This window comes from Pseudomonas wenzhouensis, from assembly GCF_021029445.1.
GTDB classification, from domain to species: Bacteria; Pseudomonadota; Gammaproteobacteria; order Pseudomonadales; family Pseudomonadaceae; genus Aquipseudomonas; species Aquipseudomonas wenzhouensis.
Map to the genome: position 1 here is coordinate 427,317 of NZ_CP072610.1, position 23,203 is coordinate 450,519.

The 23,203-nt window shown below is 63.8% G+C and carries 20 protein-coding genes and 1 pseudogene; 12 read left to right on the plus strand and 9 right to left on the minus strand.

Translation table 11 applies throughout. The features are described from left to right. The first annotated feature begins 5 nt into the window (after nucleotides 1-5). Together J7655_RS02045 and J7655_RS02050 are read left to right on the plus strand one after the other, a co-directional pair. On the plus strand, nucleotides 6-887 hold the full coding sequence (locus tag J7655_RS02045) for an ABC transporter permease subunit (protein WP_230927652.1): 882 nt from the start codon (nucleotides 6-8) through the stop codon (nucleotides 885-887). Nucleotides 888-969: 82 nt separating this feature from the next. After that, nucleotides 970-1,821 (plus strand): ABC transporter permease subunit, encoded by an 852-nt coding sequence (locus J7655_RS02050; protein ID WP_230926342.1) that lies wholly within the window; start codon nucleotides 970-972, stop codon nucleotides 1,819-1,821. Between the two features lie 65 nt (nucleotides 1,822-1,886). Here the strand turns inward: J7655_RS02050 and J7655_RS02055 are convergent, their stop codons facing one another. Then, on the minus strand, nucleotides 1,887-3,251 hold the full coding sequence (locus J7655_RS02055) for a CYTH domain-containing protein (RefSeq protein ID WP_230926343.1): 1,365 nt from the start codon (nucleotides 3,249-3,251) through the stop codon (nucleotides 1,887-1,889). Nucleotides 3,252-3,362: 111 nt separating this feature from the next. Here J7655_RS02055 and J7655_RS02060 point away from each other — a divergent pair, with 111 nt between their 5' ends. The 4 genes from J7655_RS02060 to argA all read left to right on the plus strand — a co-directional run bounded on the left by J7655_RS02060 (nucleotide 3,363) and on the right by argA (nucleotide 7,950). Next, nucleotides 3,363-4,040 carry a TIGR00153 family protein gene (locus J7655_RS02060; RefSeq protein WP_230926344.1) on the plus strand — a complete coding sequence of 226 codons (678 nt, stop codon included), beginning with the start codon at nucleotides 3,363-3,365 and terminating at the stop codon, nucleotides 4,038-4,040. A 39-nt stretch (nucleotides 4,041-4,079) separates the two neighbouring features. Then, complete coding sequence (locus J7655_RS02065; RefSeq protein ID WP_230926345.1) at nucleotides 4,080-5,351, plus strand: inorganic phosphate transporter; 1,272 nt, start codon at nucleotides 4,080-4,082, stop codon at nucleotides 5,349-5,351. 68 nt (nucleotides 5,352-5,419) lie between these two features. Next, nucleotides 5,420-6,586 carry an acetylornithine deacetylase gene (argE, locus tag J7655_RS02070; protein ID WP_230926346.1) on the plus strand — a complete coding sequence of 389 codons (1,167 nt, stop codon included), beginning with the start codon at nucleotides 5,420-5,422 and terminating at the stop codon, nucleotides 6,584-6,586. Nucleotides 6,587-6,651: 65 nt separating this feature from the next. Then, nucleotides 6,652-7,950: an amino-acid N-acetyltransferase gene (argA, locus tag J7655_RS02075; protein ID WP_230926347.1), complete on the plus strand. Its 1,299-nt coding sequence runs from the start codon at nucleotides 6,652-6,654 to the stop codon at nucleotides 7,948-7,950. A gap of 188 nt (nucleotides 7,951-8,138) precedes the next feature. On the opposite strand, the gene rmf is transcribed toward argA, so the two are convergent. The 4 genes from rmf to J7655_RS02095 all read right to left on the minus strand — a co-directional run bounded on the left by rmf (nucleotide 8,139) and on the right by J7655_RS02095 (nucleotide 12,850). Continuing rightward, nucleotides 8,139-8,330, minus strand: coding sequence for a ribosome modulation factor (rmf, locus tag J7655_RS02080; protein WP_024306482.1), 192 nt, complete (start codon nucleotides 8,328-8,330; stop codon nucleotides 8,139-8,141). Nucleotides 8,331-8,455: 125 nt separating this feature from the next. Continuing rightward, entirely contained in the window at nucleotides 8,456-10,036 is a 1,581-nt protein-coding gene (gene gshA, locus J7655_RS02085) for a glutamate--cysteine ligase (RefSeq protein WP_230926348.1), read from the minus strand. 103 nt (nucleotides 10,037-10,139) lie between these two features. Beyond that, nucleotides 10,140-10,526 carry a PaaI family thioesterase gene (locus J7655_RS02090; protein ID WP_230926349.1) on the minus strand — a complete coding sequence of 129 codons (387 nt, stop codon included), beginning with the start codon at nucleotides 10,524-10,526 and terminating at the stop codon, nucleotides 10,140-10,142. Continuing rightward, nucleotides 10,523-12,850 (minus strand): Tex family protein, encoded by a 2,328-nt coding sequence (locus tag J7655_RS02095; RefSeq protein WP_230926350.1) that lies wholly within the window; start codon nucleotides 12,848-12,850, stop codon nucleotides 10,523-10,525. The genes J7655_RS02090 and J7655_RS02095 overlap by 4 nt, the downstream gene beginning before the upstream one ends. A gap of 201 nt (nucleotides 12,851-13,051) precedes the next feature. On the opposite strand from J7655_RS02095, the gene ompR reads away from it, so the two are divergent. Further along, nucleotides 13,052-13,789: an osmolarity response regulator transcription factor OmpR gene (gene ompR, locus J7655_RS02100; RefSeq protein ID WP_108233977.1), complete on the plus strand. Its 738-nt coding sequence runs from the start codon at nucleotides 13,052-13,054 to the stop codon at nucleotides 13,787-13,789. A gap of 103 nt (nucleotides 13,790-13,892) precedes the next feature. Beyond that, a complete protein-coding gene (locus J7655_RS02105) occupies nucleotides 13,893-15,209 on the plus strand; it encodes an ATP-binding protein (protein WP_003458711.1) in 1,317 nt (438 codons plus the stop codon). A 42-nt stretch (nucleotides 15,210-15,251) separates the two neighbouring features. Here the strand turns inward: J7655_RS02105 and J7655_RS02110 are convergent. From J7655_RS02110 to rimB, 3 genes and pseudogenes are all read right to left on the minus strand, one after another. Continuing rightward, nucleotides 15,252-15,389 (minus strand): annotated as a pseudogene (locus J7655_RS02110) (LD-carboxypeptidase); the annotation flags it as partial. Continuing rightward, entirely contained in the window at nucleotides 15,386-16,291 is a 906-nt protein-coding gene (gene rimK, locus J7655_RS02115; protein WP_230926351.1) for a 30S ribosomal protein S6--L-glutamate ligase, read from the minus strand. The gene rimK and the pseudogene J7655_RS02110, both read right to left, overlap by 4 nt. Next, nucleotides 16,288-16,758, minus strand: a complete 471-nt coding sequence (gene rimB / locus J7655_RS02120) for a retropepsin-like aspartic endopeptidase RimB (RefSeq protein WP_476748520.1) — start codon at nucleotides 16,756-16,758, stop codon at nucleotides 16,288-16,290. Before rimB ends, rimK begins: the two co-directional genes overlap by 4 nt. Before the next feature lie 113 nt (nucleotides 16,759-16,871). On the opposite strand from rimB, the gene J7655_RS02125 reads away from it, so the two are divergent. After that, the gene (locus J7655_RS02125; RefSeq protein ID WP_230926352.1) at nucleotides 16,872-17,300 is read left to right on the plus strand and encodes an RNA-binding S4 domain-containing protein; all 429 of its coding nucleotides are present in this window, start codon (nucleotides 16,872-16,874) and stop codon (nucleotides 17,298-17,300) included. Nucleotides 17,301-17,382: 82 nt separating this feature from the next. Here the strand turns inward: J7655_RS02125 and J7655_RS02130 are convergent, their stop codons facing one another. Further along, the gene (locus tag J7655_RS02130; protein ID WP_230926353.1) at nucleotides 17,383-18,177 is read right to left on the minus strand and encodes a phosphatase PAP2 family protein; all 795 of its coding nucleotides are present in this window, start codon (nucleotides 18,175-18,177) and stop codon (nucleotides 17,383-17,385) included. A 218-nt stretch (nucleotides 18,178-18,395) separates the two neighbouring features. On the opposite strand from J7655_RS02130, the gene hslO reads away from it, so the two are divergent. The 3 genes from hslO to J7655_RS02145 all read left to right on the plus strand — a co-directional run bounded on the left by hslO (nucleotide 18,396) and on the right by J7655_RS02145 (nucleotide 23,109). Then, a complete protein-coding gene (hslO, locus tag J7655_RS02135) occupies nucleotides 18,396-19,289 on the plus strand; it encodes an Hsp33 family molecular chaperone HslO (protein WP_230926354.1) in 894 nt (297 codons plus the stop codon). Between the two features lie 157 nt (nucleotides 19,290-19,446). After that, nucleotides 19,447-20,988: a phosphoenolpyruvate carboxykinase gene (locus tag J7655_RS02140; protein WP_230926355.1), complete on the plus strand. Its 1,542-nt coding sequence runs from the start codon at nucleotides 19,447-19,449 to the stop codon at nucleotides 20,986-20,988. A 192-nt stretch (nucleotides 20,989-21,180) separates the two neighbouring features. Continuing rightward, nucleotides 21,181-23,109 (plus strand): RecQ family ATP-dependent DNA helicase, encoded by a 1,929-nt coding sequence (locus J7655_RS02145; RefSeq protein WP_230926356.1) that lies wholly within the window; start codon nucleotides 21,181-21,183, stop codon nucleotides 23,107-23,109. The last annotated feature ends 94 nt before the right edge of the window (nucleotides 23,110-23,203 follow it).

The following is a 23,203-nucleotide window of genomic DNA, read 5'->3' on the forward strand; positions in this document are numbered from 1 at the left end:
GCTATCTGCCCAGTGGGCGGCATGCCGTGATCGGCATACCCTTCCTCTGGCTGTTCCTGTTCTTCCTGCTGCCGTTCGTCATCGTGCTGAAGATCAGCTTCGCCGAAGCCGACGTGGCCATTCCACCCTACACGGAAATCTACCAGTGGGCGGACAACAAGCTGACCCTGCTGCTGAATTTCGGCAACTACATCTTCCTCACCGAGGATGCGCTGTACCTGTCGGCTTATCTGGGTTCGTTGAAGGTGGCGTTCTTCAGCACGCTGCTGTGCCTGGTGATCGGCTACCCGATGGCCTATGCCATCGCCCGTGCCCCAAGGGAGCGCCAGACCGTCCTGCTGCTGCTGATCATGATGCCGACCTGGACCGCGATCCTGATCCGCGTCTATGCCTGGATGGGCATTCTCGGCAACAACGGCCTGCTCAACAGCCTGCTGATGGGCATCGGTCTGATCGATACGCCGCTGCAGATCCTCAATACCAACACGGCGGTCTACATCGGCGTGGTTTATTCCTACCTGCCGTTCATGATCCTGCCGCTTTACGCCAACCTGGTGAAGCATGATCTGAGCCTGCTGGAAGCCGCCTCCGATCTGGGCTCGAGCAACTTCAACAACTTCTGGAAAATCACCGTGCCGCTGTCGAAGAACGGCATCATCGCCGGCTCCATGCTGGTGTTCATTCCGGTGGTCGGTGAGTTCGTCATCCCCGAACTGCTCGGCGGCCCGGAGACCCTGATGATCGGCAAGGTGCTGTGGCAGGAGTTCTTTAACAACCGCGACTGGCCGGTGGCATCCGCCCTGGCGGTGGTCATGCTGGCGATCCTGATCGTGCCCATCATTCTCTTCAACCGTAACCAGGCTAAAGAGCTGGAGGGGCGGCCATGATTCGTTCAATCACTGTGAGCCCATCATTCTCTTCAACCGGCTTTGCAACCAGAAGCGGAGCTAAAGAGCTGGAGGGCCGCCCATGAAGCGTTTCAGTTTCTCCAGCGTCATGCTCTGGGCCGGTCTGGCATTTATCTACCTGCCCATGGTCATCCTAGTCATCTACTCGTTCAACGCCTCGCGGCTGGTCACGGTGTGGGGTGGTTGGTCGGTCAAGTGGTACGTCGGCCTGCTGGACAACACCCAGCTGATGAACTCGGTGATGCGCTCGCTGGAAATCGCCTGCTACACCGCCATTGCGGCGGTGGCGCTGGGCACCCTGGCGGCTTTCGTGCTGACCCGCATCACCCACTTCAAGGGCCGTACGCTGTTCGGTGGCCTGGTTACTGCGCCGCTGGTGATGCCGGAAGTGATCACCGGTCTGTCGCTGCTGCTGCTGTTCGTGCTGATGGCGCAACTGATCGGCTGGCCGATGCAGCGCGGCATGACCACCATCTGGATCGCCCACACCACCTTCTGCTCGGCCTATGTGGCGGTGGTGGTGTCGTCGCGCCTGCGTGAGCTGGACATGTCCATCGAAGAGGCGGCCATGGACCTGGGCGCACGGCCGTGGAAGGTGTTCTTCCTGATCACTGTGCCGATGATCGCGCCGTCGCTGGCGGCGGGGGCGATGATGTCCTTCGCCCTGTCGCTGGACGACCTGGTGCTGGCCAGCTTCGTCTCCGGCCCTGGCTCGACTACGCTGCCGATGGAGATCTTCTCCGCCGTACGCCTGGGGGTCAAACCGGAGATCAACGCGGTGGCCAGCCTGATCCTGCTGGCGGTGTCGTTCGCTACCTTCCTGGCCTGGTACTTCGCCCACCGCGCCGAGGAAAAACGCAAGAAGGCCATGCAGCAGGCCATGGACGAGACCAGCAACCCGTCCTGGAAGTAGGGCGTCGACATTAGGCGCAACGAGAACGGGCCCCGCAGGGCCCGTTTTTCATGCTGTCGCCGGCACTATTTGACCAGTGCCTTCCAGGCCTTGAGGCTGTTGACGATCTGCGTCTGAGTTGCCCGCAGTTGCCGCTGCTCGTCATCCAGATCCTGCTGTGCCAGGCCATACAGCTTGTTCAGCTCGCCATACAGGCGGTCAGTCTCCGGCACTTCCAGCACGCCGCGCGCCAGGCGCAGCCAGACCAGCAGGCGCTCCAGGCGTGGCATCTGCTCGGCCAGATCCTCTGGCTGCTGCTGATAGCGGCGCAGCTGCAGGGCCGTGCCTTCTTCGCCCAGCAGAGTTGGCAGCCAGTTACCCAGTGCTGCGTTGCCCTGGCGATCGCCACGGCTGTTGCGTGCTTGCGTCCAGCTGCGTTGCAGCAACCAGTGCGACAGCTTCAGCGACAGCAGGCCCCAGCGGCAGCCATCCAGCTCGGCGGCGAACAGTGCCGGCGCATTACGGCGCATGCTGTCGTCGTGCTGCCCGGTTGCCAGACGCGGGCGCCAGTCGTCGAGCAGGGCATCGAGGGCTTCGCGCAGTTCGCGTGAGCTGGCGCGCGGTGCGGCCTGGCCGAGGCTGGCAAGCAGGGCGCGCAGATCGATCAGTTGCTCCAGCCATTGCTGCAACAGATTCCAGTGGCCGTTCCAGCGATATTGCTCGGCCAGGCGCTGGCTGGCGCCGAGCAGGTGCCAGGCGAGTGCGGCGAAAGCGTCGTCCAGGCTCATCTCACCCTGCAGCTCGGGTGCTGGCAGGCTGAGGTTATAGCTGCCAGCATCGAACAGACGATAGCCGCGTTCGGCCTTGCTGATATCGCAGGGCATCAGCGGCAGCTCGGCGGCGAGCTCGCAGGCCAACTCCAGCAGCGCAGCAGGTTCGCCCTGGCGCAGTTCCAGCTCCAGTTCGCAGATCTCTTCTTCGCCCTCGCCGGCGATCACCTTGCCCTGGTCCAGTGCGGCTTCGATGACCACCTTGGCCTTGCCGCGGCCCCAGGCGATTTCGGCCTTCTCGCGGACGAAGTCGGTGGTGAACAGCGGTTGCAGGGTTTTCTTGTCCAGCTCGGCCAGGCTGGCCGGCCAGCAACTGTCGTCGAGCTTTTTCAGGTCGAGCTTGGCCTTGCTCAGGTACCAGTCCCACTCGTTGCGCTCGGACAGCCCGGCAACGCTCTGGCCGCGGCTTTTCAGGGTCTGGATGAATTGTTCGCCATCGCGGCGCAGGCGCAGGGCGACCTTGGCATGGGCCAGGTCGCGATCCGGCGTGTCGTAGTACTGGTTGAACAGTTCGCCGCGCTGCCAGCCGCTCTTGTTGCGCTTTTTCAGCAGCGGATGCTCGCGCAGGGCGGCCAGGGTGGCGCGGCTGGCACGCAGTTTGATTTCGGTTTCTTTGACCATGGTGGAGACTTGATCGCCTTTTATAAAAATGTGACAGACCGATGACACGCGCTGGCGAATGACGAAGCCGCTCCCTATACTTGCGACCTTCTCAAAACGGGGGCTTACCCTATGCCTATCAATCCCTTTGTCAGCCTGTTCGGCCGCTCACCCATCGGCCCCATGCAACAGCATATCGCCAAGGCCCACGAGTGTGCGGCGAACCTGGTGCCTTTCTTCGAGGCCGTGATGGCCGAGGACTGGGCCAAGGTAGAACAGGTACAACAGGAGATGTCCCGGCTGGAGCATGAGGCCGACAAGCTGAAGAAAAGCGTGCGCCTGCACTTGCCCAAAAGTCTGTTCCTGCCGGTGCCGCGTTCGGACCTGCTCGAGCTGCTCAGTGTACAGGACAAAGTCGCCAACCGTGCCAAGGACATCGCCGGCCTCATGCTCGGTCGGCAGATGGCCATTCCGCAGCCATTGCAGCCGCTGGTGCGTACCTACGTACAGCGCAGCGTAGACGCCAGCGCCCAGGCGCTGAAGGCGATGAACGAATTGGACGAACTGCTCGAGACCGGTTTTGCCGGTCGCGAAGCCGTGCTGGTGGAAACCCTGATCGAGGAACTCGGTGTTATCGAAAACGATACCGACCGGCTGCAGATCGAGGTGCGCCGCAACCTGTTCAAGCTGGAGAAGGACCTTCCCCCGGTCGATGTGATGTTCCTCTATCAGATCATCGACTGGATCGGCGACGTCGCCGATCGTGCCCAACGAGTGGGCAACCGTCTGGAACAACTGCTGGCGCGCTAAGCGCCAGTGTCCTTTCTGGGATCTACGGAAACTAACTTTATGTCTCTAATTGCGGACTACGGGCTGATTCTGCTCGTGCTTGCCTGCCTTTTCGGTTTTTTCATGGCCTGGGGTGTTGGGGCCAACGATGTAGCCAACGCCATGGGTACATCCGTTGGCTCGCGAGCATTGACCATCAAGCAGGCGATCATCATCGCCATGGTCTTCGAATTCTGCGGTGCTTACCTCGCTGGCGGTGAGGTCACCGAAACCATCAAGAACGGCATTGTCGATGCCAACATGATCAGCCCCAACCTCATGGTGTTGGGCATGATGTCGGCGCTGCTGGCAGCGGGAACCTGGCTGCTGGTCGCTTCGACGCGCGGCTGGCCGGTATCGACCACGCACACCATCGTCGGCGCGGTCATCGGCTTTGCTGCGGTCGGTGTATCGGTGGATGCGGTGCACTGGGGTGGCGTCGGCCCCATCGTCGCCAGTTGGGTGGTCACGCCGCTGCTGGCCGGGATCATCTCCTTCTGCCTGTTCGTCAGCGTACAGAAGCTGATCATCGACACCGATAACCCCTTCCTGAATGCCAAGCGCTTCGTGCCGCTGTACATGTTCATCACCGGGTTCGTGATCTCGCTGATGACCATGACCAAGGGGCTCAAACACGTTGGCTTGAACCTCTCCAGTACCGAAGGTTTCCTGCTGTCGATCGGCATCGGTGTGCTGGTCATGCTTATTGGTGTCGCCCTGCTCAGCCGCATCCATGTCGATGCCGAAGCCGACAAGGCCTTCCACTTCTCCAGTGTGGAGAAAGTGTTCGCGGTGCTGATGATCTTCACCGCCTGCGCCATGGCCTTTGCCCACGGTTCCAACGACGTGGCCAACGCCGTTGGCCCGCTGGCGGCTATCGTCGGCGTCATTCAGAGTGGCGGCGACATGGCTGCAGGTGAGAAATCCATCGTTCCGAGCTGGATTCTGTTGCTGGGTGCGCTGGGTATCGTCGTGGGTCTGGCCACCTATGGCTACAAGGTGATCGCCACCATCGGCAAGGAAATCACCGAGCTGACGCCTAGCCGTGGTTTCGCTGCCGAGCTGGCGGCTGCCACCACCGTGGTCAGTGCCTCGGGCCTTGGGCTGCCGATCTCCACCACCCACACCCTGGTCGGTGCCATTCTCGGCGTTGGCCTGGCGCGCGGCATCGGTGCCTTGAACCTGGGCATGATCGGCAAGATCTTCCTGTCCTGGATCATCACCCTGCCTGTCGGCGCTTTGCTGTCGATCATCTTCTTCTTCATCCTGCGCGCGCTGTTCGGCGGAATCTGATTCCGCCCTGGCGGTTTCCCCTGAGGTTGGATGCTCCTATCATGGGGCTCCGACCCAGGAGATCGCCGATGCCCTTGCCGTCCTTCCGAGAGCAGTTCGCCGCGCTGATCGCAGCGCCCTCGGTGAGCTGTACCCAGCCCCATTGGGATCAGAGCAACGCGCCGGTCATCGAGCTGCTCGCTGCCTGGCTGGGTGATCTGGGGTTTACCTGCGAAACCCAACAGATTGCGCCCGGTAAATTCAACCTGCTTGCCAGCTATGGCTCCGGCCCAGGCGGGCTGGTGCTGGCCGGGCACAGCGATACCGTGCCCTTCGATGCCGCTCTGTGGCAGACCGACCCGCTCAAACTGAGCGAAGTGGGCGACCGCTGGGTGGGCCTCGGTAGTTGCGACATGAAGGGCTTCTTCGCCCTGGCCATCGAAGCCGTGCGGCCCTTACTCGACCAGCCCTTCCAGCAGCCGCTGCTGATCCTCGCCACCTGCGACGAAGAAAGCTCCATGGCCGGCGCCCGCGCCCTAGCCGCTGCCGGCCGACCGCTGGGTCGGGCGGCGGTGATTGGCGAGCCGACCGGTCTCAAGCCCATCCGCCTGCACAAGGGCGTGATGATGGAGCGCATCGATATTCTTGGGCAAAGTGGCCATTCCTCCAATCCAGCCCTTGGCCGCAGTGCACTGGAGGCCATGCAGGATGTCATGGGCGAGCTGCGCGGCCTGCGTGCGCAGTGGCAGCGTGAGTTCAACAACCCGCAATTCAGCGTGCCGCAACCGACACTGAACCTTGGCTGCATCCACGGCGGCGACAACCCCAATCGTATCTGTGGCCAATGCGCCCTGGAGTTCGACCTGCGTCCGCTACCGGGCATGGATCCCGAGCAGTTGCGCGCAGCCATTCGTGGCAAGTTGCAGCCGCTGGCGCTCAAGCATCAGGTGCGTATCGATTACGGCCCGCTGTTCCCGGAAGTGCCACCCTTCGAGCAGCGCGCCGATGCCGAACTGGTGCGTCTGGCCGAGCGTCTGACCGGGCACACGGCCCAGGCAGTGGCATTCGGCACCGAGGCGCCTTATCTTCAGCAGCTTGGCTGCGAGACGCTGGTGCTTGGCCCCGGCGATATCGACTGCGCGCACCAGCCGGGGGAACACCTGGAGCTGGCGCGCATCGAACCCACCGTGGCGCTGCTGCGCCAACTGATCCAACACTATTGCCTGACCCGGAGCGAAGACGTGCAGCGACGATGAGAGCGACTCTTTAACCGAACATGACGGCTACGCCCGTCCTACGTCTCGACGCTAATGGATTGCTCATGCACGACTACGTCACCTGGTTACGCCACGCCTCGCCTTATATTAACGCCCATCGCGACTGCACCTTCGTGGTCATGCTGCCGGGCGAGGGGGTTGCCCACCCCAATTTCGCCAATATCGTCCACGATCTGGTGCTGCTGCACAGCCTTGGCGTGCGCCTGGTGCTGGTGCACGGCTCGCGTCCGCAGATCGAGGCGCGCCTCGCTGCCCGTGGCCTGACTCCGCATTATTACCGTGACCTGCGCATCACCGACGCGCCGACTCTGGAGTGTGTGATCGACGCCGTCGGCCAGCTGCGTATCGCCATCGAGGCGCGTCTGTCGATGGACATGGCCGCCTCGCCGATGCAGGGTTCGCGCCTGCGCCTGACCAGCGGCAACTTCGTCACTGCCAGGCCGATCGGCGTGCTCGACGGGGTCGATTACCACCATACCGGCGAAGTGCGGCGCATTGACCGCAAGGGCATCAATCGCCAGCTCGACGAGCGCAGCATCGTGCTGCTGTCGCCGCTGGGCTATTCGCCCACCGGGGAAATCTTCAACCTGGCCTGCGAAGACGTCGCCACCCGCGCCGCCATCGACCTGGGCGCAGACAAGCTGCTGTTGTTCGGCGCCGATGATGGCCTGCTCGACGAGCAGGGCAAGCTGGTGCGCGAGCTGCGTCCGCAACAGGTGCCCGCGCACCTGGCACGGCTGGGCAGCAACTATCAGGGCGAGCTGCTCGACGCCGCCGCAGAGGCCTGTCGGGGCGGCGTCAAGCGCAGCCACATCGTCAGCTACGCCACCGATGGCGCGCTGCTCAGCGAGCTGTTCACCCGCACCGGCAACGGTACGCTGGTGGCGCAGGAGCAGTTCGAATCCCTGCGCGAGGCGACCATCGAGGATGTGGGTGGCCTGATCGAGCTGATCAGCCCGCTGGAAGAGCAGGGCATTCTGGTGCGTCGTTCGCGTGAGGTGCTGGAGCGCGAGATCGAGCAGTTCAGCATCGTCGAGCGCGAAGGGCTGATCATCGCCTGTGCGGCGCTCTATCCCATCGCCGATTCCGACTGCGGCGAGCTGGCCTGTCTGGCGGTCAATCCCGAATACCGTCACGGCGGTCGCGGCGACGAATTGCTTGAGCGGATCGAGGCCAGGGCGCGGGCGCAGGGCATCAAGACCCTGTTCGTGCTCACCACGCGTACCGCGCACTGGTTCCGCGAGCGCGGTTTCGAGCCGAGCAGTGTCGAGCGCATGCCCGCGGCACGAGCATCGCTGTACAACTATCAGCGTAATTCCAAGGTATTCGAAAAGGCGCTGTAGGCGGGGCGAGAGCAGGTCGCAACGGTAGGAGCGGATTTATCCGCTGAAGCCGCTCCTACGCTGGGGTGATGCAGGAGGCCAAGGCCGAGCATGTAGCCCGGATGCAATCCGCGAGAGCGAGCCAGAATACCCCCGGCTTTCATCCGGGCTACCTCTCTACTGGCGCAATCCTAGGGTGCGTTCAGGACTCAGGCACTGTGCTGCTGCAGGCGCATCTGTTCGAAGCCGTCGTCCCAGCCGGCCTCCCAGGCTGCAGCAGGGATTTCGTCAGGGTAGGGCTGGCGGGTTCTCGGCTGGCCGGTGAGGCCGGCCATATAGCCTTGCTGGTAGGCCTTGGTCAGGCTCTCCAGGCTCCATTGCGGCGTGGCTTCTTCGGCCATGGGCGCTGCTCGTCTATCGTCCTTTACCCGGCAATGCTAGCTTGCCGGGCGGCCCCGGGAGTGGCCGCCCATCCTGGCTTTTGCTCCGCTGGTTGGCTTTGTGACGCAGTCGACGCTTCGTCGCCTTACACGGCCAACGCCAGAATGCTTGCCTGATACGCCGCGACGAAGGCATCGAAATCGCCCTCGGGCTGTGCTTCCAGCTCTGCCTGTGCCGCCAGCGAGTCCCTGGCCGCCTGTTCGAAGGCCTGCTGCTGTTCGGCTGGGAGTGCTTGGCCACGGAAATACTCGGCATGGCGCAGGCTCTGCTGCAGGGCGAAGTCGGTGAAGCTCTGCCCCTGACGGAGTATCACCAGCACCTGCGCCGATGGGGTCAGCGCCACGTCGGCGACCTTGGCCTGCTGTTGCGCCAGTGCCTCGACGTGTGCGGCGCTACCCTGGTGGCGGTCGAGCAGCTCGGCCAGCGGCAGGATGCGTTCGAGCAACTCCCAGGCCCAGACCTTGAGTTCCACCTGCTGACTGCCCTTGTCCAGGTGCAGACCGGGACGGCGACCTTCCTTGACCACCTTGAGGAAGTTGTCGGTGCAACTGCTGCACTCGCCATTGCCCAGCAGCGGGCTGTCTTCCAGTGCGCAGAACAGCAGGAAGGCGTCGATGAAGCGCGCCTGCGCCAGGTCGATACCCAGCGGCAGGAAGGGGTTGATGTCCAGGCAGCGTACTTCCACGTACTGCACGCCACGGCTCATCAGGGCCTGGATCGGTCGCTCACCGCTGCGGGTCACGCGTTTCGGGCGGATGCTCGAGTAGTACTCGTTCTCGATCTGCAGAATGTTGGTGTTCAGTTGTAGCCACTCGTCGCCACGCTTGGTGCCCGCCTCAACATAGTCCGGATAGGGCGTGCCGACGGCCAGGCGCAGGCTGTCGGTGTAGCTGGCCAGGTCGTTGTAGCAGGGGGTCAGGCCAGACTGCGCATTGCTCTGGTAGCCCAGGTCGCTCATGCGCAGGCTGGTGGCGTACGGCAGGTACAGGGTGTCGGCGTCCAGCTCCTGCAACTGGTGCGGGCGGCCGCGCATGAAGCCCTTGTCCAGCGCCGGCGAGGCGCCGAACAGGTACATCAGCAGCCAGCTGTAGCGGCGGAAATTGCGGATCAGCGCGATGTAGCGTGCCGACTGGTAGTCGCGCGCGCTCTGCTCGCTGCCTTCGCTTTGCTGCTGCAGTTGCCACAGCTTTTCCGGCAGGGAGTAGTTGTAGTGGATGCCGGCGATGCACTGCATGGTCTTGCCGTATCGCAGCGCCAGGCCCTTGCGGTACACGTACTTGAGGCGACCGATATTGGAGCTGCCGTAGCGGGCGATGGGAATGGTCTCTTCGTCCGGCAACTGGCAGGGCATCGACGGGCTCCACAGCAGTTCGCCATCGAGCTTGTCGTAGGCGAAGCGGTGGATGCTGTCCAGTTCGGCGAGGGTGGCGGCCGGATCATTGGCGGTGCCGGTGATGAACTCCAGCAGTGACTCGGAATAGTCGGTGGTGATCTGCGCATGGGTCAGCGCCGAGCCTAGTGCCTGCGGGTGCGGAGTCAGGGCCAGCTGGCCGTCGCGGTCGACGCGCAGGCACTCGCGCTCGATGCCATGCAGACACTCGCCCAGCAGGGACAGGTTGGCCGGCTCGCCGAGCTGGGCCAGGCGGCGGGAGAGAAGGTCGCTCAAGATGCAATTCCTAACTGGGCAGTCGCCACAATATGGGGATCGCCCCTGCACTCTGCAAGGGGGCGAACGCTTACCCAGATTAGATTAGCGAGCGGGGTGCCGATTACACGCAGGCGAAGGTGCCTTGTGCCTTGGCGATGAGCTTGTCGCCCTGCAGCACTTCGGCCTCCACCACCTGGGTGCGGCGCCCGGCGTGCAGCACCTTGGCGTGGCACAGCACGCTGCCCTCGGATACCGGGCGGATGTAGTTGATCTTGCACTCCAGGGTCACGCTGCTTGGGCCGCCATCGCCGAGGCTGTGGCTGGCCTGACCCATGGCGGTGTCGATCAGCGAGAACAGCGCGCCGCCGTGCAGCTTGCCGTGCAGATTACGCAGCTCATCGGTGAGGGTCAGACGCACGCGCGCCTCGCCGCCGCCGGCCTGGAGAATCTCCAGGCCGAGCAGGCGGGAAAAGGCGCTGCTGGCGCCGACGTTATCGCTCGTACTCATTTCTTCAACTGCTTGGCGTTGGCGAACAGGGCAGCCATGCCGCCGGTGGCGGGTGCCGGTTTGTCCTGGCTGGAATGGCGCTCGCTGCGCGGCGTGTTGCCGCCACGGTTGCCGTTGCCGCGCTGACCGCCGCGCGCGCCCTCGACTTTCTCGCCGGGGGTGTCGCCCATGCGCATGGACAGGGCGATGCGGTTACGCGGAATGTCTACTTCCATTACCTTGACCTTGACCACGTCGCCGGCCTTGACCGCTTCGTGCGGATCCTTGATGAATTTCTCCGACAGTGCGCTGATGTGCACCAGGCCGTCCTGGTGCACGCCGATGTCGACGAAGGCACCGAAGTTGGTGACGTTGGTCACCACGCCTTCGAGCACCATGCCCAGCTTGAGGTCGTTCAGCGTTTCCACGCCTTCCTGGAACTCGGCGGTCTTGAACTCCGGGCGCGGGTCGCGGCCGGGTTTGTCCAGTTCCTTGAGGATGTCGCCGACGGTGACCAGGCCGAAGCGCTCATCGGTGAACTTGGCTGGATCGAGACGCTTGAGGAAGCCCGAGTCGCCGATCAGCGAACGGATGTCGCGGCCGGTGTCCTGGGCGATGCGCTCGACCAGCGGGTAGGTTTCCGGGTGCACGGCGGAGGCGTCCAGCGGGTTGTCGCCGTTCATCACGCGAAGGAAGCCGGCAGCCTGCTCGAAGGTCTTCTCGCCCAGACGCGGCACCTTCTTCAGCTCGGCGCGCGAGGTGAAGGCGCCGTTGGCGTCGCGGTACTGCACGATGTTCTGCGCCAGGGTCGCGTTGAGGCCGGAGATGCGTGCCAGCAGGGCGGCAGAGGCGGTGTTCACATCCACGCCGACGGCGTTCACGCAGTCTTCCACCACCGCGTCCAGGCTACGCGCCAGCTTGAGCTGCGACACGTCGTGCTGGTATTGGCCGACGCCGATGGATTTCGGGTCGATCTTCACCAGCTCGGCCAGCGGGTCCTGCAGGCGGCGGGCGATGCTGACTGCGCCACGCAGGGAGACGTCGAGATCGGGGAATTCGCGGGCGGCCAGTTCCGAGGCCGAGTACACCGAGGCGCCGGCCTCGGAGACCATCACCTTGGTCAGTTTCAGGCCCGGTACTTTCTTGATCAGTTCGGCGGCCAGCTTGTCGGTCTCGCGGCTGGCGGTGCCGTTGCCGATGGAGATGAGGTCGACGCCATGCTTGGCGCACAGCTTGGCGAGGATGGCCAGGGTACCGTCCCAGTCGTTGCGAGGCGCGTGCGGGTAGACGGTGGCGGTTTCCAGCACCTTGCCGGTGGCGTCGACCACCGCCACCTTGCAGCCGGTGCGCAGGCCCGGATCGAGCGCCAGGGTGGCACGCGGGCCGGCCGGGGCAGCCAGCAGCAGGTCGTGCAGGTTGCGGGCGAAGACGCTGATCGCCTCGTCCTCGGCCTTTTCGCGCAGCTCGCCGAGCAGGTCGGTTTCCAGGTGGTTGTACAGCTTGACCTTCCAGGTCCAGCGCACCACCTCGGCCAGCCATTTGTCGGCGGCACGGCCTTGCGCGCTGATGCCGAAGCGCTCGCCGATCATCACCTCGCAGGGATGCATGCTGCCCGGCAGTTCTTCGCCGACCTTGAGGCTGGCGCTGAGAATGCCTTCGTTACGGCCACGGAAGATCGCCAGCGCACGGTGCGACGGCACGCCCTTGAGCGGCTCGTCATGCTCGAAGTAGTCGCTGAATTTGGCGCCTTCGTTTTCCTTGCCGGGCACCAGGCGGGCGCTGAGGGTGGCGTTGTCCTTGAGGAAGCTGCGCAGCTTGTCGAGCAGGGCAGCGTCTTCGGCAAAGCGCTCCATGAGGATGTACTTGGCACCTTCGAGCACGGCCTTGATATCCGCGAAGCCTTTGTCGGCGTCGATGAAGCGCTCGGCTTCCTGCTCGGGCGTCAGGCTCGGATCGTTGAACAGTGCGTCGGCCAGTTCGCCGAGGCCGGCTTCCAGGGCGATCTGGCCCTTGGTGCGGCGCTTTTGCTTATACGGCAGGTAAAGGTCTTCGAGGCGCGTCTTGGTGTCGGCCAGGGCGATCTCGCGCTTGAGTTCGGGGGTCAGCTTGCCCTGCTCCTCGATGCTGGCGAGGATCGCCACGCGGCGTTCGTCCAGCTCGCGCAGGTAGCGCAGACGCTCTTCCAGGTGGCGCAACTGGGTGTCGTCGAGGCTGCCGGTCACCTCTTTACGGTAACGGGCGATGAAGGGCACGGTGGAGCCTTCGTCGAGCAGGGCCACGGCGGCGGCAACCTGTTGCGGGCGCACGCCCAGTTCATCGGCGATACGGTTGTTGATACTGTCCATAAATAAAGCTACCCACTGAAGCGACAGGGCGGCCGCAAAGATGCTGGCCAGAGACGAAAGCGGCGCATTATAAACACCGCATTCGCGAGCGCTGCGAACCGTTGGGGAAAAATCTGCTAACAATGGCTAAGGCGCCCAACCATGCGCCTGAGCGATAATGCCGCCACTTGCCGTCCACAGTACGGCTGCCAAGGAGACGCCATGACCCAGTCCGCTGCCCCTGTTGCCGAAGGCGAGAAGATTCTCATCGTCGATGACGACGCCCGCCTGCGCCGCCTGCTCGAGCGCTTCTTCGATGAGCAGGGCTATCGCGTGCGCGCGGTGGAAAACGTCGAGCAGATGGATCGTCTGCTGGCCCGCGAGCTGTTCAATCTGGTGGTACTCGACCTGATGCTGCCGGGTGAAGATGGCCTATCCGCCTGCCGCCGCCTGCGTGAGGCCGGCAATCAAATGCCGATCATCATGCTCACCGCCAAGGGCGACGAAGGCAGCCGCATCCAGGGGCTGGAGCTGGGCGCCGACGATTACCTGGCCAAGCCCTTCAACCCGCGTGAACTGCTGGCGCGGATCAAGGCCGTACTGCGCCGTCAGGCACCGGTGGTACCGGGCGCGCCGGGCACCGAAGACGAAAGCGTGACCTTCGGTGAGTACGAGCTGTCGCTGGCCACCCGCGAGCTGAAGAAGGGCGATGAAGTGCACATGCTCACCACGGGTGAGTTCGCCGTGCTCAAGGCGCTGGTGCAGCATGCGCGCGAACCGCTGACCCGCGACAAGCTGATGAATCTTGCCCGTGGCCGCGAGTGGGATGCGCTGGAACGCTCCATCGATGTGCAGATCAGCCGCCTGCGCCGCCTGATCGAGCCGGACCCGTCGAAACCGCGTTATATCCAGACCGTCTGGGGTGTGGGTTACGTGTTCGTGCCGGACGGAAATAAATGAAGCTGCAAGCTGCAAGCCACAAGTTGCAGGCAAAAGCGGACGGTACAACCACTTGTAGCCTGAAGCCTGAGGCTTGCCGCTGCAGCTCCGGGGTTTGCCGCTCGTGAAGGCTCCCGCCTGGTTCCCGCAAAGCTTCTTTGCCCGCACCCTCTGGCTGGTGCTGGTCGTCGTGCTGTTCTCCAAGGCACTGACCCTGGTGTACCTGATGATGAACGAGGATGTGCTGGTCGATCGTCAGTACAGCCACGGCGCGGCGCTGACCTTGCGCGCCTATTGGGCGGCCAATCCCGATGACCGCGATCACATCGCCCAGGCCGCCGGGCTCAAGCGCATTCCGCGCGACAAGGTGCCGGCCAGCGAACAGCACTGGCCCTACAGTGAAATCTTCCAGCGGCAGATGCAGACCGAGCTCGGTCCCGACACCGAAACCCGCGTGCGTGCCACGACGCCGCCGGCGCTCTGGGTGCATGCGCCGAGTCTCGGTGATGGCTGGGTGCGCGTGCCGATGTATCCGCACCCGCTGCGTGGCCAGCGCATCTGGAGCGTGCTTGGCTGGTTCCTCGCCATTGGCCTGCTGTCCACGGCTGCGGCCTGGATCTTCGTGCGTCAGCTCAATGCGCCGCTCAAGCGTCTGGTATTCGCTGCCCGCCAGCTTGGCCAGGGACGCAGCGTCAGGCTGCCGGTGAGTGATACACCGAGCGAGATGACCGAGGTCTATCGAGCCTTCAACCAGATGGCCGAGGATGTCGAGCAGGCTGCCCGCGAGCGTGAGCTGATGCTGGCGGGCGTCTCGCATGACCTGCGCACGCCGCTGACGCGCCTGCGTCTGGCCCTGGAGTTCATGGAAAACGATACCGAACTGACCGATGACATGGTGCGCGATATCGAGGACATGGACGCCATTCTCGACCAGTTCCTCGCCTTCATCCGTGATGGTCGCGGCGAGCCGGTGGAGGAAGCCGATTTCCCCGAGCTGGTGCGTGAAACCCTGGCGCCCTATAACCAGGGCAACGAGCGTGTGCGTTTGTGCCTGGAAGCGATTCCGCCGTTTCCGCTGCGTCGGGTATCGATCAAGCGGCTGCTCACCAATCTGGTGGAGAACGCCCTCAACCATGGTGGTGGCGATGCCGTCGAGGTGGTCGCCAGCCTGGCAGGTGATCACAGCGCGCCCTATGTGGTGTTGAGCGTGCTGGACCGCGGCAATGGTATCGATCCGGCCGAACTCGACAGCATCTTCAACCCCTTCATTCGCGGCGACAGGGCGCGTGGCGGGCGCGGCACCGGCCTCGGTTTGGCCATCGTCAAGCGTATCGCGGCCCTGCATGGTGGCAGCGTCGAGTTGCGCAATCGCAGTGGTGGCGGGCTGGAGGCGCGGGTGCGTTTGCCGCTGGGGTTGTTGTTGCCGCGCGATGCGGTTTGAGAACGGGGCGGCGGATTACCAGATCAGGCTGTCGCTGAACAGACGGGCGCGTACGTGTCTGCCCAGGTGATGGCGAATGCCCAAGACGTCGACTTGGGCCAGGGTCGCTTCCGGCACCTCCTCGGCGATAGCCGAGGCGGGAGCGATCAGCGCCAGACGACCGTCGAACGGCGCGCTCATCCTCGCCCCTTGGTGCGGGTCTGGCCATGTTCGGCGTTCTTTTCCAGGTGTTCGATGATCATTCCGGCGACGTCCTTGCCGGTTGTGGTCTCGATGCCCTCCAGGCCGGGCGAGGAGTTCACCTCCATCACCAGCGGGCCGTGGTTGGAGCGCAGGATGTCGACCCCGGCGACGTTCAGGCCCATGACCTTGGCCGCGCGCACGGCGGTCATGCGTTCTTCCGGGGTGATCTTGATCAGGCTGGCGCTGCCGCCACGGTGCAGGTTGGAGCGGAACTCGCCGGCCTTGGCCTGGCGCTTCATGGCTGCGATCACCTTGTCGCCGACCACGAAGCAGCGGATGTCGGCGCCGCCGGCTTCCTGAATGTATTCCTGCACCATGATGTCCTGCTTGAGGCCGAGGAAGGCCTCGATCACCGACTCGGCCGCCTTGTGCGTTTCGGCCAGCACCACGCCCATGCCCTGGGTGCCTTCCAGCACCTTGATCACCAGCGGTGCGCCGCCGACCATCTGGATCAGATCGGGAATGTCGTCCGGCGAGTGGGCGAAGCCGGTCACCGGCAGGCCGATGCCTTTGCGCGACAGCAGCTGCAGGGCGCGCAGCTTGTCGCGCGAGCGGCTGATGGCCACCGATTCGTTGAGTGGATAGACGCCCATCATCTCGAACTGGCGCAATACCGCACAGCCATAGAAGGTCACCGACGCGCCGATGCGCGGGATGACCGCCTCGAAACCTTCCAGCGCCTGGCCACGGTAGTGGATCTGCGGCTTGTGGCTGGCGATGTTCATGTAGGCACGCAGGGTATCGATCACCTGCATCTCATGGCCCCGTTGCTGGCCGGCCTCCACCAGACGGCGGGTGGAATACAGGCGCGGGTTGCGCGACAGCACGGCGATCTTCATGGGGCACCTGGAAGGGATGGAGGGAGGGCGGGTTTGTCCTGCACGTAGCTCAGCGCCGGATTGACCAGTAGTTGGCCGGTGATCAGTGCCTTGGAGCCGAGCAATACGCGATAGCGCATGGTCTTGCGACAGGCCAGGGTAAATTCCACCGGCCACAGGCGATCACCGAGCGCCAGGTCGGTCCGAATCACGTAGCGATTCTGCGCCTGGCCATTGGAACTCTTGATGCGTTTGAGCGAAACCAGCGGCGCCTCGCAGCGATGACGGCGCTGCACCTGGGTGCCGAGGTAGGCGGTGAAGCGTACCCAGTCCTCGCCGTCGCGCTGGAACGGCTGAATATCGCTGGCGTGCAGGCTCGAGGTGCTGGCGCCGGTGTCGATCTTGGCACGCAGGCCGATGATGCCGAGTTCGGGCAGATTGATCCATTCACGCAGGCCGATCACGCTGAGCTGGTCGAAAGTCTTCAAGGTGAGAGTGCCCCCTGCGGCCTACACGGCCTATGATTGCGCGCATTCTAGTTGGGCCTTGTGACAACTGCATCTGGCCTGCGTGCCGGATGCGAAATCCATCAGAGAGCGAGATGAGCGAAAAAGACGACGACAAGGTGCGCCTGGACAAATGGCTCTGGGCCGCGCGTTTCTACAAGACCCGTGCCCTGGCCAAGGCGGCCATAGAAGGTGGCAAGGTGCATCATCGGGGTGACCGTTGCAAGCCAGGCAAGGAACCCAGGATTGGTGACGAGTACGTACTGCGCACCGGTTTCGATGAGCGCACCGTGGTCGTGCTGGCGCTCTCTGCGGTGCGCCGTGGTGCGCCGGAGGCGCAATTGCTGTACCGCGAGACGCAAGAGAGTATCGCCCGTCGCGAGCAGGCCGCCGCCCTGCGCAAGGCGGGCGCGGTGGGGATGCAGAGCGACGGGCGGCCGAGCAAGAAGCAGCGCCGGCAGATCCATCAGTTCAACGAACAGCAGGCAGGTGGCCTGCGCCACCCCTGGGCAGATGAAGATTAGGCGCAATTCGGGTTGTGTGTAGCCCGGATGAAATCCGGGGAATCATCTCGACCCTCCCCGGATTGCATACGGGCTACTCGCTTCAGCGCCCGCTGACGATGCTCAGGCGGCCCAGCAGCGGCAGCTTGGCCAGGCGCGAGGTGATCGGCAGGCTGACCTTCTCCAGCCATTCGCTGGCGCGATAACCCAGCGGGGTGTAGCAGCTCCAGGCCAGCGCCAGCAGGCTGAGGAACACGCCGCCGACCAAGGCGTCCGCGCCCCAGTGGGCGCCGGCCACCAGACGCGGCAGCATGCCAATCACGGCAATCACCCAGACCAGCAGCAGGCGCCAGCTGCGGGCGAAGAAACTCATGAAATAGGCCCAGATCAGCAGCACCGAGGCATGATCGCCAGGGAAGCTGCGGCGGGCGCTGTCTTTCAGGTCCCAGCGCTCTTCCCAGGCCGGGAACAGCTCGGTCAGACGCGCGCTGCCTTCTACCACCAGCGACGGACTGGCGTGCTGCCAGCCCATGTACTCGACCAGATCGGCGAACAGCACGCGCATCAGCAGCATGACCGTCAGCGCGACGAGAAAGGCGAACAGCGCGCGACGCACGTGCGGCCCGGTGAAGATCAGATCGGCCTTGAGCATCACCGCCAGCATCACCACGCCGACGCCGGCGTCCAGCGGGCGCATGCTGCCGATGGCCCAGATATGGGCCCATACACCGCCAGCATGAACCGGATCGTTGAGCAGCCTGAACAGCCACAGATCGAAGGCGTCCCACAACTCGCGGCTGGGTTGCCACAGCCAGCTGGCAAGCAGCGCGAAGGCCGCGATATGGCAGGCCAGCATGGCGCGTGGCTGCCAGAGATGATTGATCGAAGGGCTCGACATGCGAAATCCTTTTGCTGATGAATGACAGGCCTGGCTCCAAGCGCGCGGATGATAGGCGGCGTGGCCAGCGCTACAAGCTCAGTTGCCCGCTCGTTCAGGCGAGGTTCAGCGGCGGATGTCTGGTATGTGAGCGCTGGCACATGACGGTCGGGCCTTGGTTGTGCTGGCGTTTGTGCCTAAAATCGCCAGCCTTTTTGCAGACCCCTGGGCAGACCGCTATGAACGACTTCAGTCAACGTTTCCTGTTCGACGACACCGATGTGCGCGGTGAGATGGTCGCGCTGCGCGAGAGCTATGCCCATGTGCTGGCCAAGCACGCCTACCCGCAGGCGGTGGCGCAACTGCTTGGCGAGATGATGGCCGCTGCAGCGCTGCTGGTCGGCACGCTGAAGTTCGATGGCCTGCTGGTGCTGCAGGCGCGCGCCGAAGGCCCGCTGTCGCTGCTGATGGTGGAATGCTCCAGCGCACGTGAACTGCGCGGCATCGCCCGCTATGACGCCGAGCGCATCGGCGCCGACGTTGACGCCGATCTGCAGAGCCTGATGCCCAATGGCGTGCTGGCCATCACCATCGACCCGACCCGTGGCCAGCGTTACCAGGGCATCGTCGACCTGGACGGTGCCGACCTGGCCGAGTGCCTGAGCAACTACTTCGCCAGCTCCGAGCAGTTGCCGACGCGCTTCTGGCTCAAGGCCGACGGCCAGCGTGCCCGTGGCCTGCTGCTGCAGCAACTGCCGCCGCACCACCAGACCGAGCCGCAGGAGCGCGCCGAGAGCTGGAACCATGTGTTGACCCTGGCCGACACCCTGACCGCCGAAGAGCTGTTGGGGCTGGACAACCCGACTCTGCTGCATCGCCTCTACCATGAAGAGAATGTGCGCCTGTTCGACGAGCAGCCGCTGCAGTTCCGCTGCAGTTGCTCGCGCGAGCGCTCGGCCGGTGCCCTGGCCAGCCTCGGTCAGGCCGATGCCGAACAGTTGCTGGCCGAGCAGGGTGGCAGCGTGGAAATCGACTGCCAGTTCTGCAACGAGCGCTATGCCTTCGACGCCGCCGACATCGCGCAACTGTTCGCTGGCGCCGGCAGCGAGGCGCCGTCACAGACACGGCATTGATGAACTTATCTGGGCGATAACCGTTCTCTATCGGATCGGAGGCTGCCAAGCAGTTCGCTTTTCTGGCATACTCCCGCGACTTTTTTACCGTGTAGCGCAGTTGCCCCTGTACTACACAACGTTCGGAAGACTCGGCCAGCGGCCGACGGGGACCCTCATGACGCAAGCCAACAACGCCGTGTACACCGACATCAGCGCCGCGCAACTGGTCGAAGAAGCCATTCGCCGTGGTGAAGGGGAACTGGCCGCCAACGGCGCGCTGGTCGTACGTACTGGTCATCGCACTGGCCGCTCGCCGGCTGATCGTTTCATCGTTCAGGAGCCGAGCACCGAGGCGCAAATTGCCTGGGGCAACATCAACCGTCCGTTCCCGGCCGACAAGTTCGATGCCCTGTGGGATCGCGTGGTCGCCTTCAACAACGCTCAGGAACACTTCGTCTCCCACGTTCACGTCGGTTCCGCCGCCGAGCACTACCTGCCGGTGAAGATGACCACCGCGACCGCCTGGCAGAATCTGTTCGGCCGTCAGCTGTTCATCAACCCCGAGACCTACAACCCGGCTGCCAAGGCCGAGTGGCAGATCCTCAACGTCGCCAATTTCGAGTGCGTGCCCGAGCGTGATGGCACCAACTCCGATGGTTGCGTGATCATCAACTTCGCTGCCAAGAAAGTGCTGATCGCCGGCATGCGTTACGCCGGTGAAATGAAGAAGGCCATGTTCTCCGTGCAGAACTTCCTGCTGCCGGAAAAAGACGTGCTGCCGATGCACTGCGCCGCTAACATCGGCGAAGAAGGCGACGTCACCCTGTTCTTCGGTCTGTCCGGCACCGGCAAGACCACCCTGTCCGCTGACGAGTCGCGTTACCTGATCGGTGACGACGAGCACGGCTGGGGCGAAGGCGTGGTGTTCAACATCGAAGGCGGCTGCTACGCCAAGTGCATCGACCTGTCCGAGAAGAACGAGCCGGTGATCTGGAAAGCCATCCAGTTCGGCACCGTGCTGGAAAACGTCGTGCTCGACGAAGAGCGCGTTCCGGATTACGCCGACGACAGCCTGACCCAGAACAGCCGCGCCGCCTACCCGCTGGAGTACGTCGAGAAGCGCAGCGAGAAGAATCTGGGCGGTGAGCCGAATGCGGTGATCTTCCTGACCTGCGACCTCACTGGCGTACTGCCGCCGGTGTCGATCCTCAACAACGAGCAGGCGGCCTACCACTTCCTGTCCGGCTACACCGCGCTGGTCGGTTCCACCGAAATGGGTTCGGGCGGCGGCATCAAGTCGACCTTCTCCACCTGCTTCGGCGCGCCGTTCTTCCCGCGCCCGGCTGGCGTTTACGCCGAGCTGCTGATCAAGCGCATCAACGCCTTCGGCTCCAAGGTCTACCTGGTCAACACCGGCTGGACCGGCGGTGGCTACGGCGTCGGCAAGCGTTTCAACATCCCCACCACCCGTGGTGTGATCGCCGCCATCCAGAGCGGTGCGCTGATCGGTGCCGAGACCGAGCACCTGCCGATCATCAACCTGGACGTGCCGAAGGCCGTTCCGGGCGTCGACACCAACCTGCTCAACCCGCGCAACACCTGGGCAGACAAGAACGCCTACGACGAAGCTGCCAAAGGCCTGGCCAAGCTGTTCATCGACAATTTCCAGAAGTTCGATGTCAGCGAAGCGATCAAGAACGCCGGCCCGCAGCTGTAAGCTGAGCCGCGCTTCTGACAAAGCCGCCTTCGGGCGGCTTTGTCATTTATGGCGTGGTGGTCGCGGAGCCCGGATGAAATCCGGGATGGCTGGTGACCCTTCCCGGACTTTATCCGGGCTACGTTCCATGGCGTACCCTGGCGAACCGCGTTATGGTCAGGGGCCATTCAGCGGTCAACGGAGTGACAGCGCATGTCCACCCTCAAACGTGTTTTCGGTTTCGATCAGCTGCGTCCCGGTCAGGAGGCGGTGATCAGCGCCGTGCTCGCCGGGCGTTCGGCGGCGGCGATCTTCCCCACCGGCTCGGGCAAGTCGCTGTGCTACCAGTTGCCGGCGTTGCATCTGCCGCACCTGACTCTGGTGATCTCGCCGCTGCTGGCGCTGATGCAGGATCAACTGGTGTTTCTGCATGCCCATGGCATCGCGGCGGCCAGCATCGATTCGGCGCAGAGCCGCGAGCAGGCCGCCGAGGTGATGAATCGTGCGCGCAGCGGCGAGCTGAAGATTCTGATGATCTCGGTAGAGCGCCTGAAGAACGAGCGTTTCCGAAATTTCATCGCCCAGGTGCCGATCTCCCTGCTGGTGGTCGACGAGGCGCACTGCATTTCCGAGTGGGGCCACAACTTCCGCCCCGACTACCTCAAGTTGCCCGATTATCAGCGCCAGTTCGGCATCGCACAGGTGCTGCTGCTCACGGCGACTGCCACGCCCAAGGTCATCGCCGATATGCGCGAGAAATTCGCCATTCTTGATGCGGACGTGGTCACCACCGGTTTCTACCGGCCCAACCTCAATCTGCTGGTGGAGCCGGTGGCAGGCTCCGCCAAGTTGCAGCGTTTGCAGCAATGGCTGGCGCCGCGTCGTGGTCAGGCGAGCATTGTCTACGTGACCCAGCAGAAGACTGCCGAGCAGGTGGCCGAGCGCCTGGCGCGCGACGGCCTGGCGGTCAGCGCCTACCACGCCGGTATGGCGCACGAGGTTCGCGAGTCGATTCAACGGCGTTTCATGGCTGGCGAGTTGGCGTGCATCGTCGCCACCATCGCCTTCGGCATGGGCATCGACAAGCGCGACATCCGCAACGTGGTGCATTTCGACCTGCCCAAGTCGGTAGAGAACTACAGCCAGGAGATCGGTCGCGCCGGGCGTGACGGCCAGGCCTCGGATTGCCTGGTGCTGGCCAGCCGCGACGGCCTGAGCGTGCTGGAGAACTTCGTCTATGGCGATACGCCGGAACTCGGCGGGATTCGCACCGTGCTCGACGACCTGCGCGCGGTCGGCACGGGCGGGCAGTGGGAGCTGATGCTCAATCAACTGTCGGATCTGAGCAATATCCGTGCGCTGCCACTGAAGACCCTGCTGGTGCAGCTCGAATTGCGTGGCATCATCGCGCCGCGTTATGCCTACTTCGCCGAATACCGCTTCAAGCTGCTTATGGAGGACGATGCGCTGTTGGCGCAATTCGAGGGTGAGCGGCGCCAGTTCGTCGAAGCCATCCTGGCCTGCTCGAAACGTGCGCGCACCTGGTCGACGCTGGATTTCGACGCCCTGTATCAACAGTACGGCGCCGAACGTGCGCGGGTGGTCAAGGCGCTGGATTACTTTCAGGAAAGGGGCTGGCTGGAGCTGGAAAGCAAGCAGATGACCGAAGTCTATGCCGTGCTCGATGGCGACTTCGATGTCGATGCCCTGGCCCATGATCTGCACGCGCACTTTCGTGCTCACGAGGCCAGCGAGATCGCCCGCATTCAGGCCATGCTCGCGCTGTTTGAGAGCCGCGAATGCCTGAGTCGGCGTCTGGCGCTGTACTTCGGCGATGAACAGGAGCCCGGGTGTTGCGGGCATTGTTCGGTGTGCCAGGGCCAGGTCGCGACCTTGCCGCAGCCGCCGGAATTACCGCCCCTGAGCGGTCGCGATGGCGCAGCGTTGTGCGCCGCCTTCATCGAGAAGCACCAACAGCACGCCGGCTACAGACCGAGTCACGAGTGCCTGACGCGTTTTCTCTGTGGCGTGACCACGCCCTTGTTCACCAAGCTCAAGGCGCGTCAGTTGACAGGATTCGCCGCGCTGGAGGATTACCCCTACGCCGAGGTACGCGAGTGGTTGGCGGCGTTGCTCGCCTAGGGTCTTGTGGGTATTGCTCGGAAGTGATGGGTGCGCACGGCGCACCCTACCGGTTTCGCCAATTGTCTAGGGCGCGCCGCGCGCAGCGAGGACT

Coding starts and splice junctions, on each gene's coding strand:
- argA (WP_230926347.1), top strand. CDS start 6,652: ATGCACGACTACGTCACCTGGTTACGCCACGCCTCGCCTTATATTAAC.
- rmf (WP_024306482.1), bottom strand. CDS start 8,330: ATGGCCGAAGAAGCCACGCCGCAATGGAGCCTGGAGAGCCTGACCAAG.
- hslO (WP_230926354.1), top strand. CDS start 18,396: ATGAACGACTTCAGTCAACGTTTCCTGTTCGACGACACCGATGTGCGC.
- J7655_RS02090 (WP_230926349.1), bottom strand. CDS start 10,526: ATGAGTACGAGCGATAACGTCGGCGCCAGCAGCGCCTTTTCCCGCCTG.
- ompR (WP_108233977.1), top strand. CDS start 13,052: ATGACCCAGTCCGCTGCCCCTGTTGCCGAAGGCGAGAAGATTCTCATC.
- J7655_RS02050 (WP_230926342.1), top strand. CDS start 970: ATGAAGCGTTTCAGTTTCTCCAGCGTCATGCTCTGGGCCGGTCTGGCA.
- J7655_RS02145 (WP_230926356.1), top strand. CDS start 21,181: ATGTCCACCCTCAAACGTGTTTTCGGTTTCGATCAGCTGCGTCCCGGT.
- rimK (WP_230926351.1), bottom strand. CDS start 16,291: ATGAAGATCGCCGTGCTGTCGCGCAACCCGCGCCTGTATTCCACCCGC.
- J7655_RS02055 (WP_230926343.1), bottom strand. CDS start 3,251: ATGGTCAAAGAAACCGAAATCAAACTGCGTGCCAGCCGCGCCACCCTG.
- J7655_RS02060 (WP_230926344.1), top strand. CDS start 3,363: ATGCCTATCAATCCCTTTGTCAGCCTGTTCGGCCGCTCACCCATCGGC.
- J7655_RS02140 (WP_230926355.1), top strand. CDS start 19,447: ATGACGCAAGCCAACAACGCCGTGTACACCGACATCAGCGCCGCGCAA.
- J7655_RS02095 (WP_230926350.1), bottom strand. CDS start 12,850: ATGGACAGTATCAACAACCGTATCGCCGATGAACTGGGCGTGCGCCCG.
- J7655_RS02065 (WP_230926345.1), top strand. CDS start 4,080: ATGTCTCTAATTGCGGACTACGGGCTGATTCTGCTCGTGCTTGCCTGC.
- J7655_RS02130 (WP_230926353.1), bottom strand. CDS start 18,177: ATGTCGAGCCCTTCGATCAATCATCTCTGGCAGCCACGCGCCATGCTG.
- J7655_RS02125 (WP_230926352.1), top strand. CDS start 16,872: ATGAGCGAAAAAGACGACGACAAGGTGCGCCTGGACAAATGGCTCTGG.
- argE (WP_230926346.1), top strand. CDS start 5,420: ATGCCCTTGCCGTCCTTCCGAGAGCAGTTCGCCGCGCTGATCGCAGCG.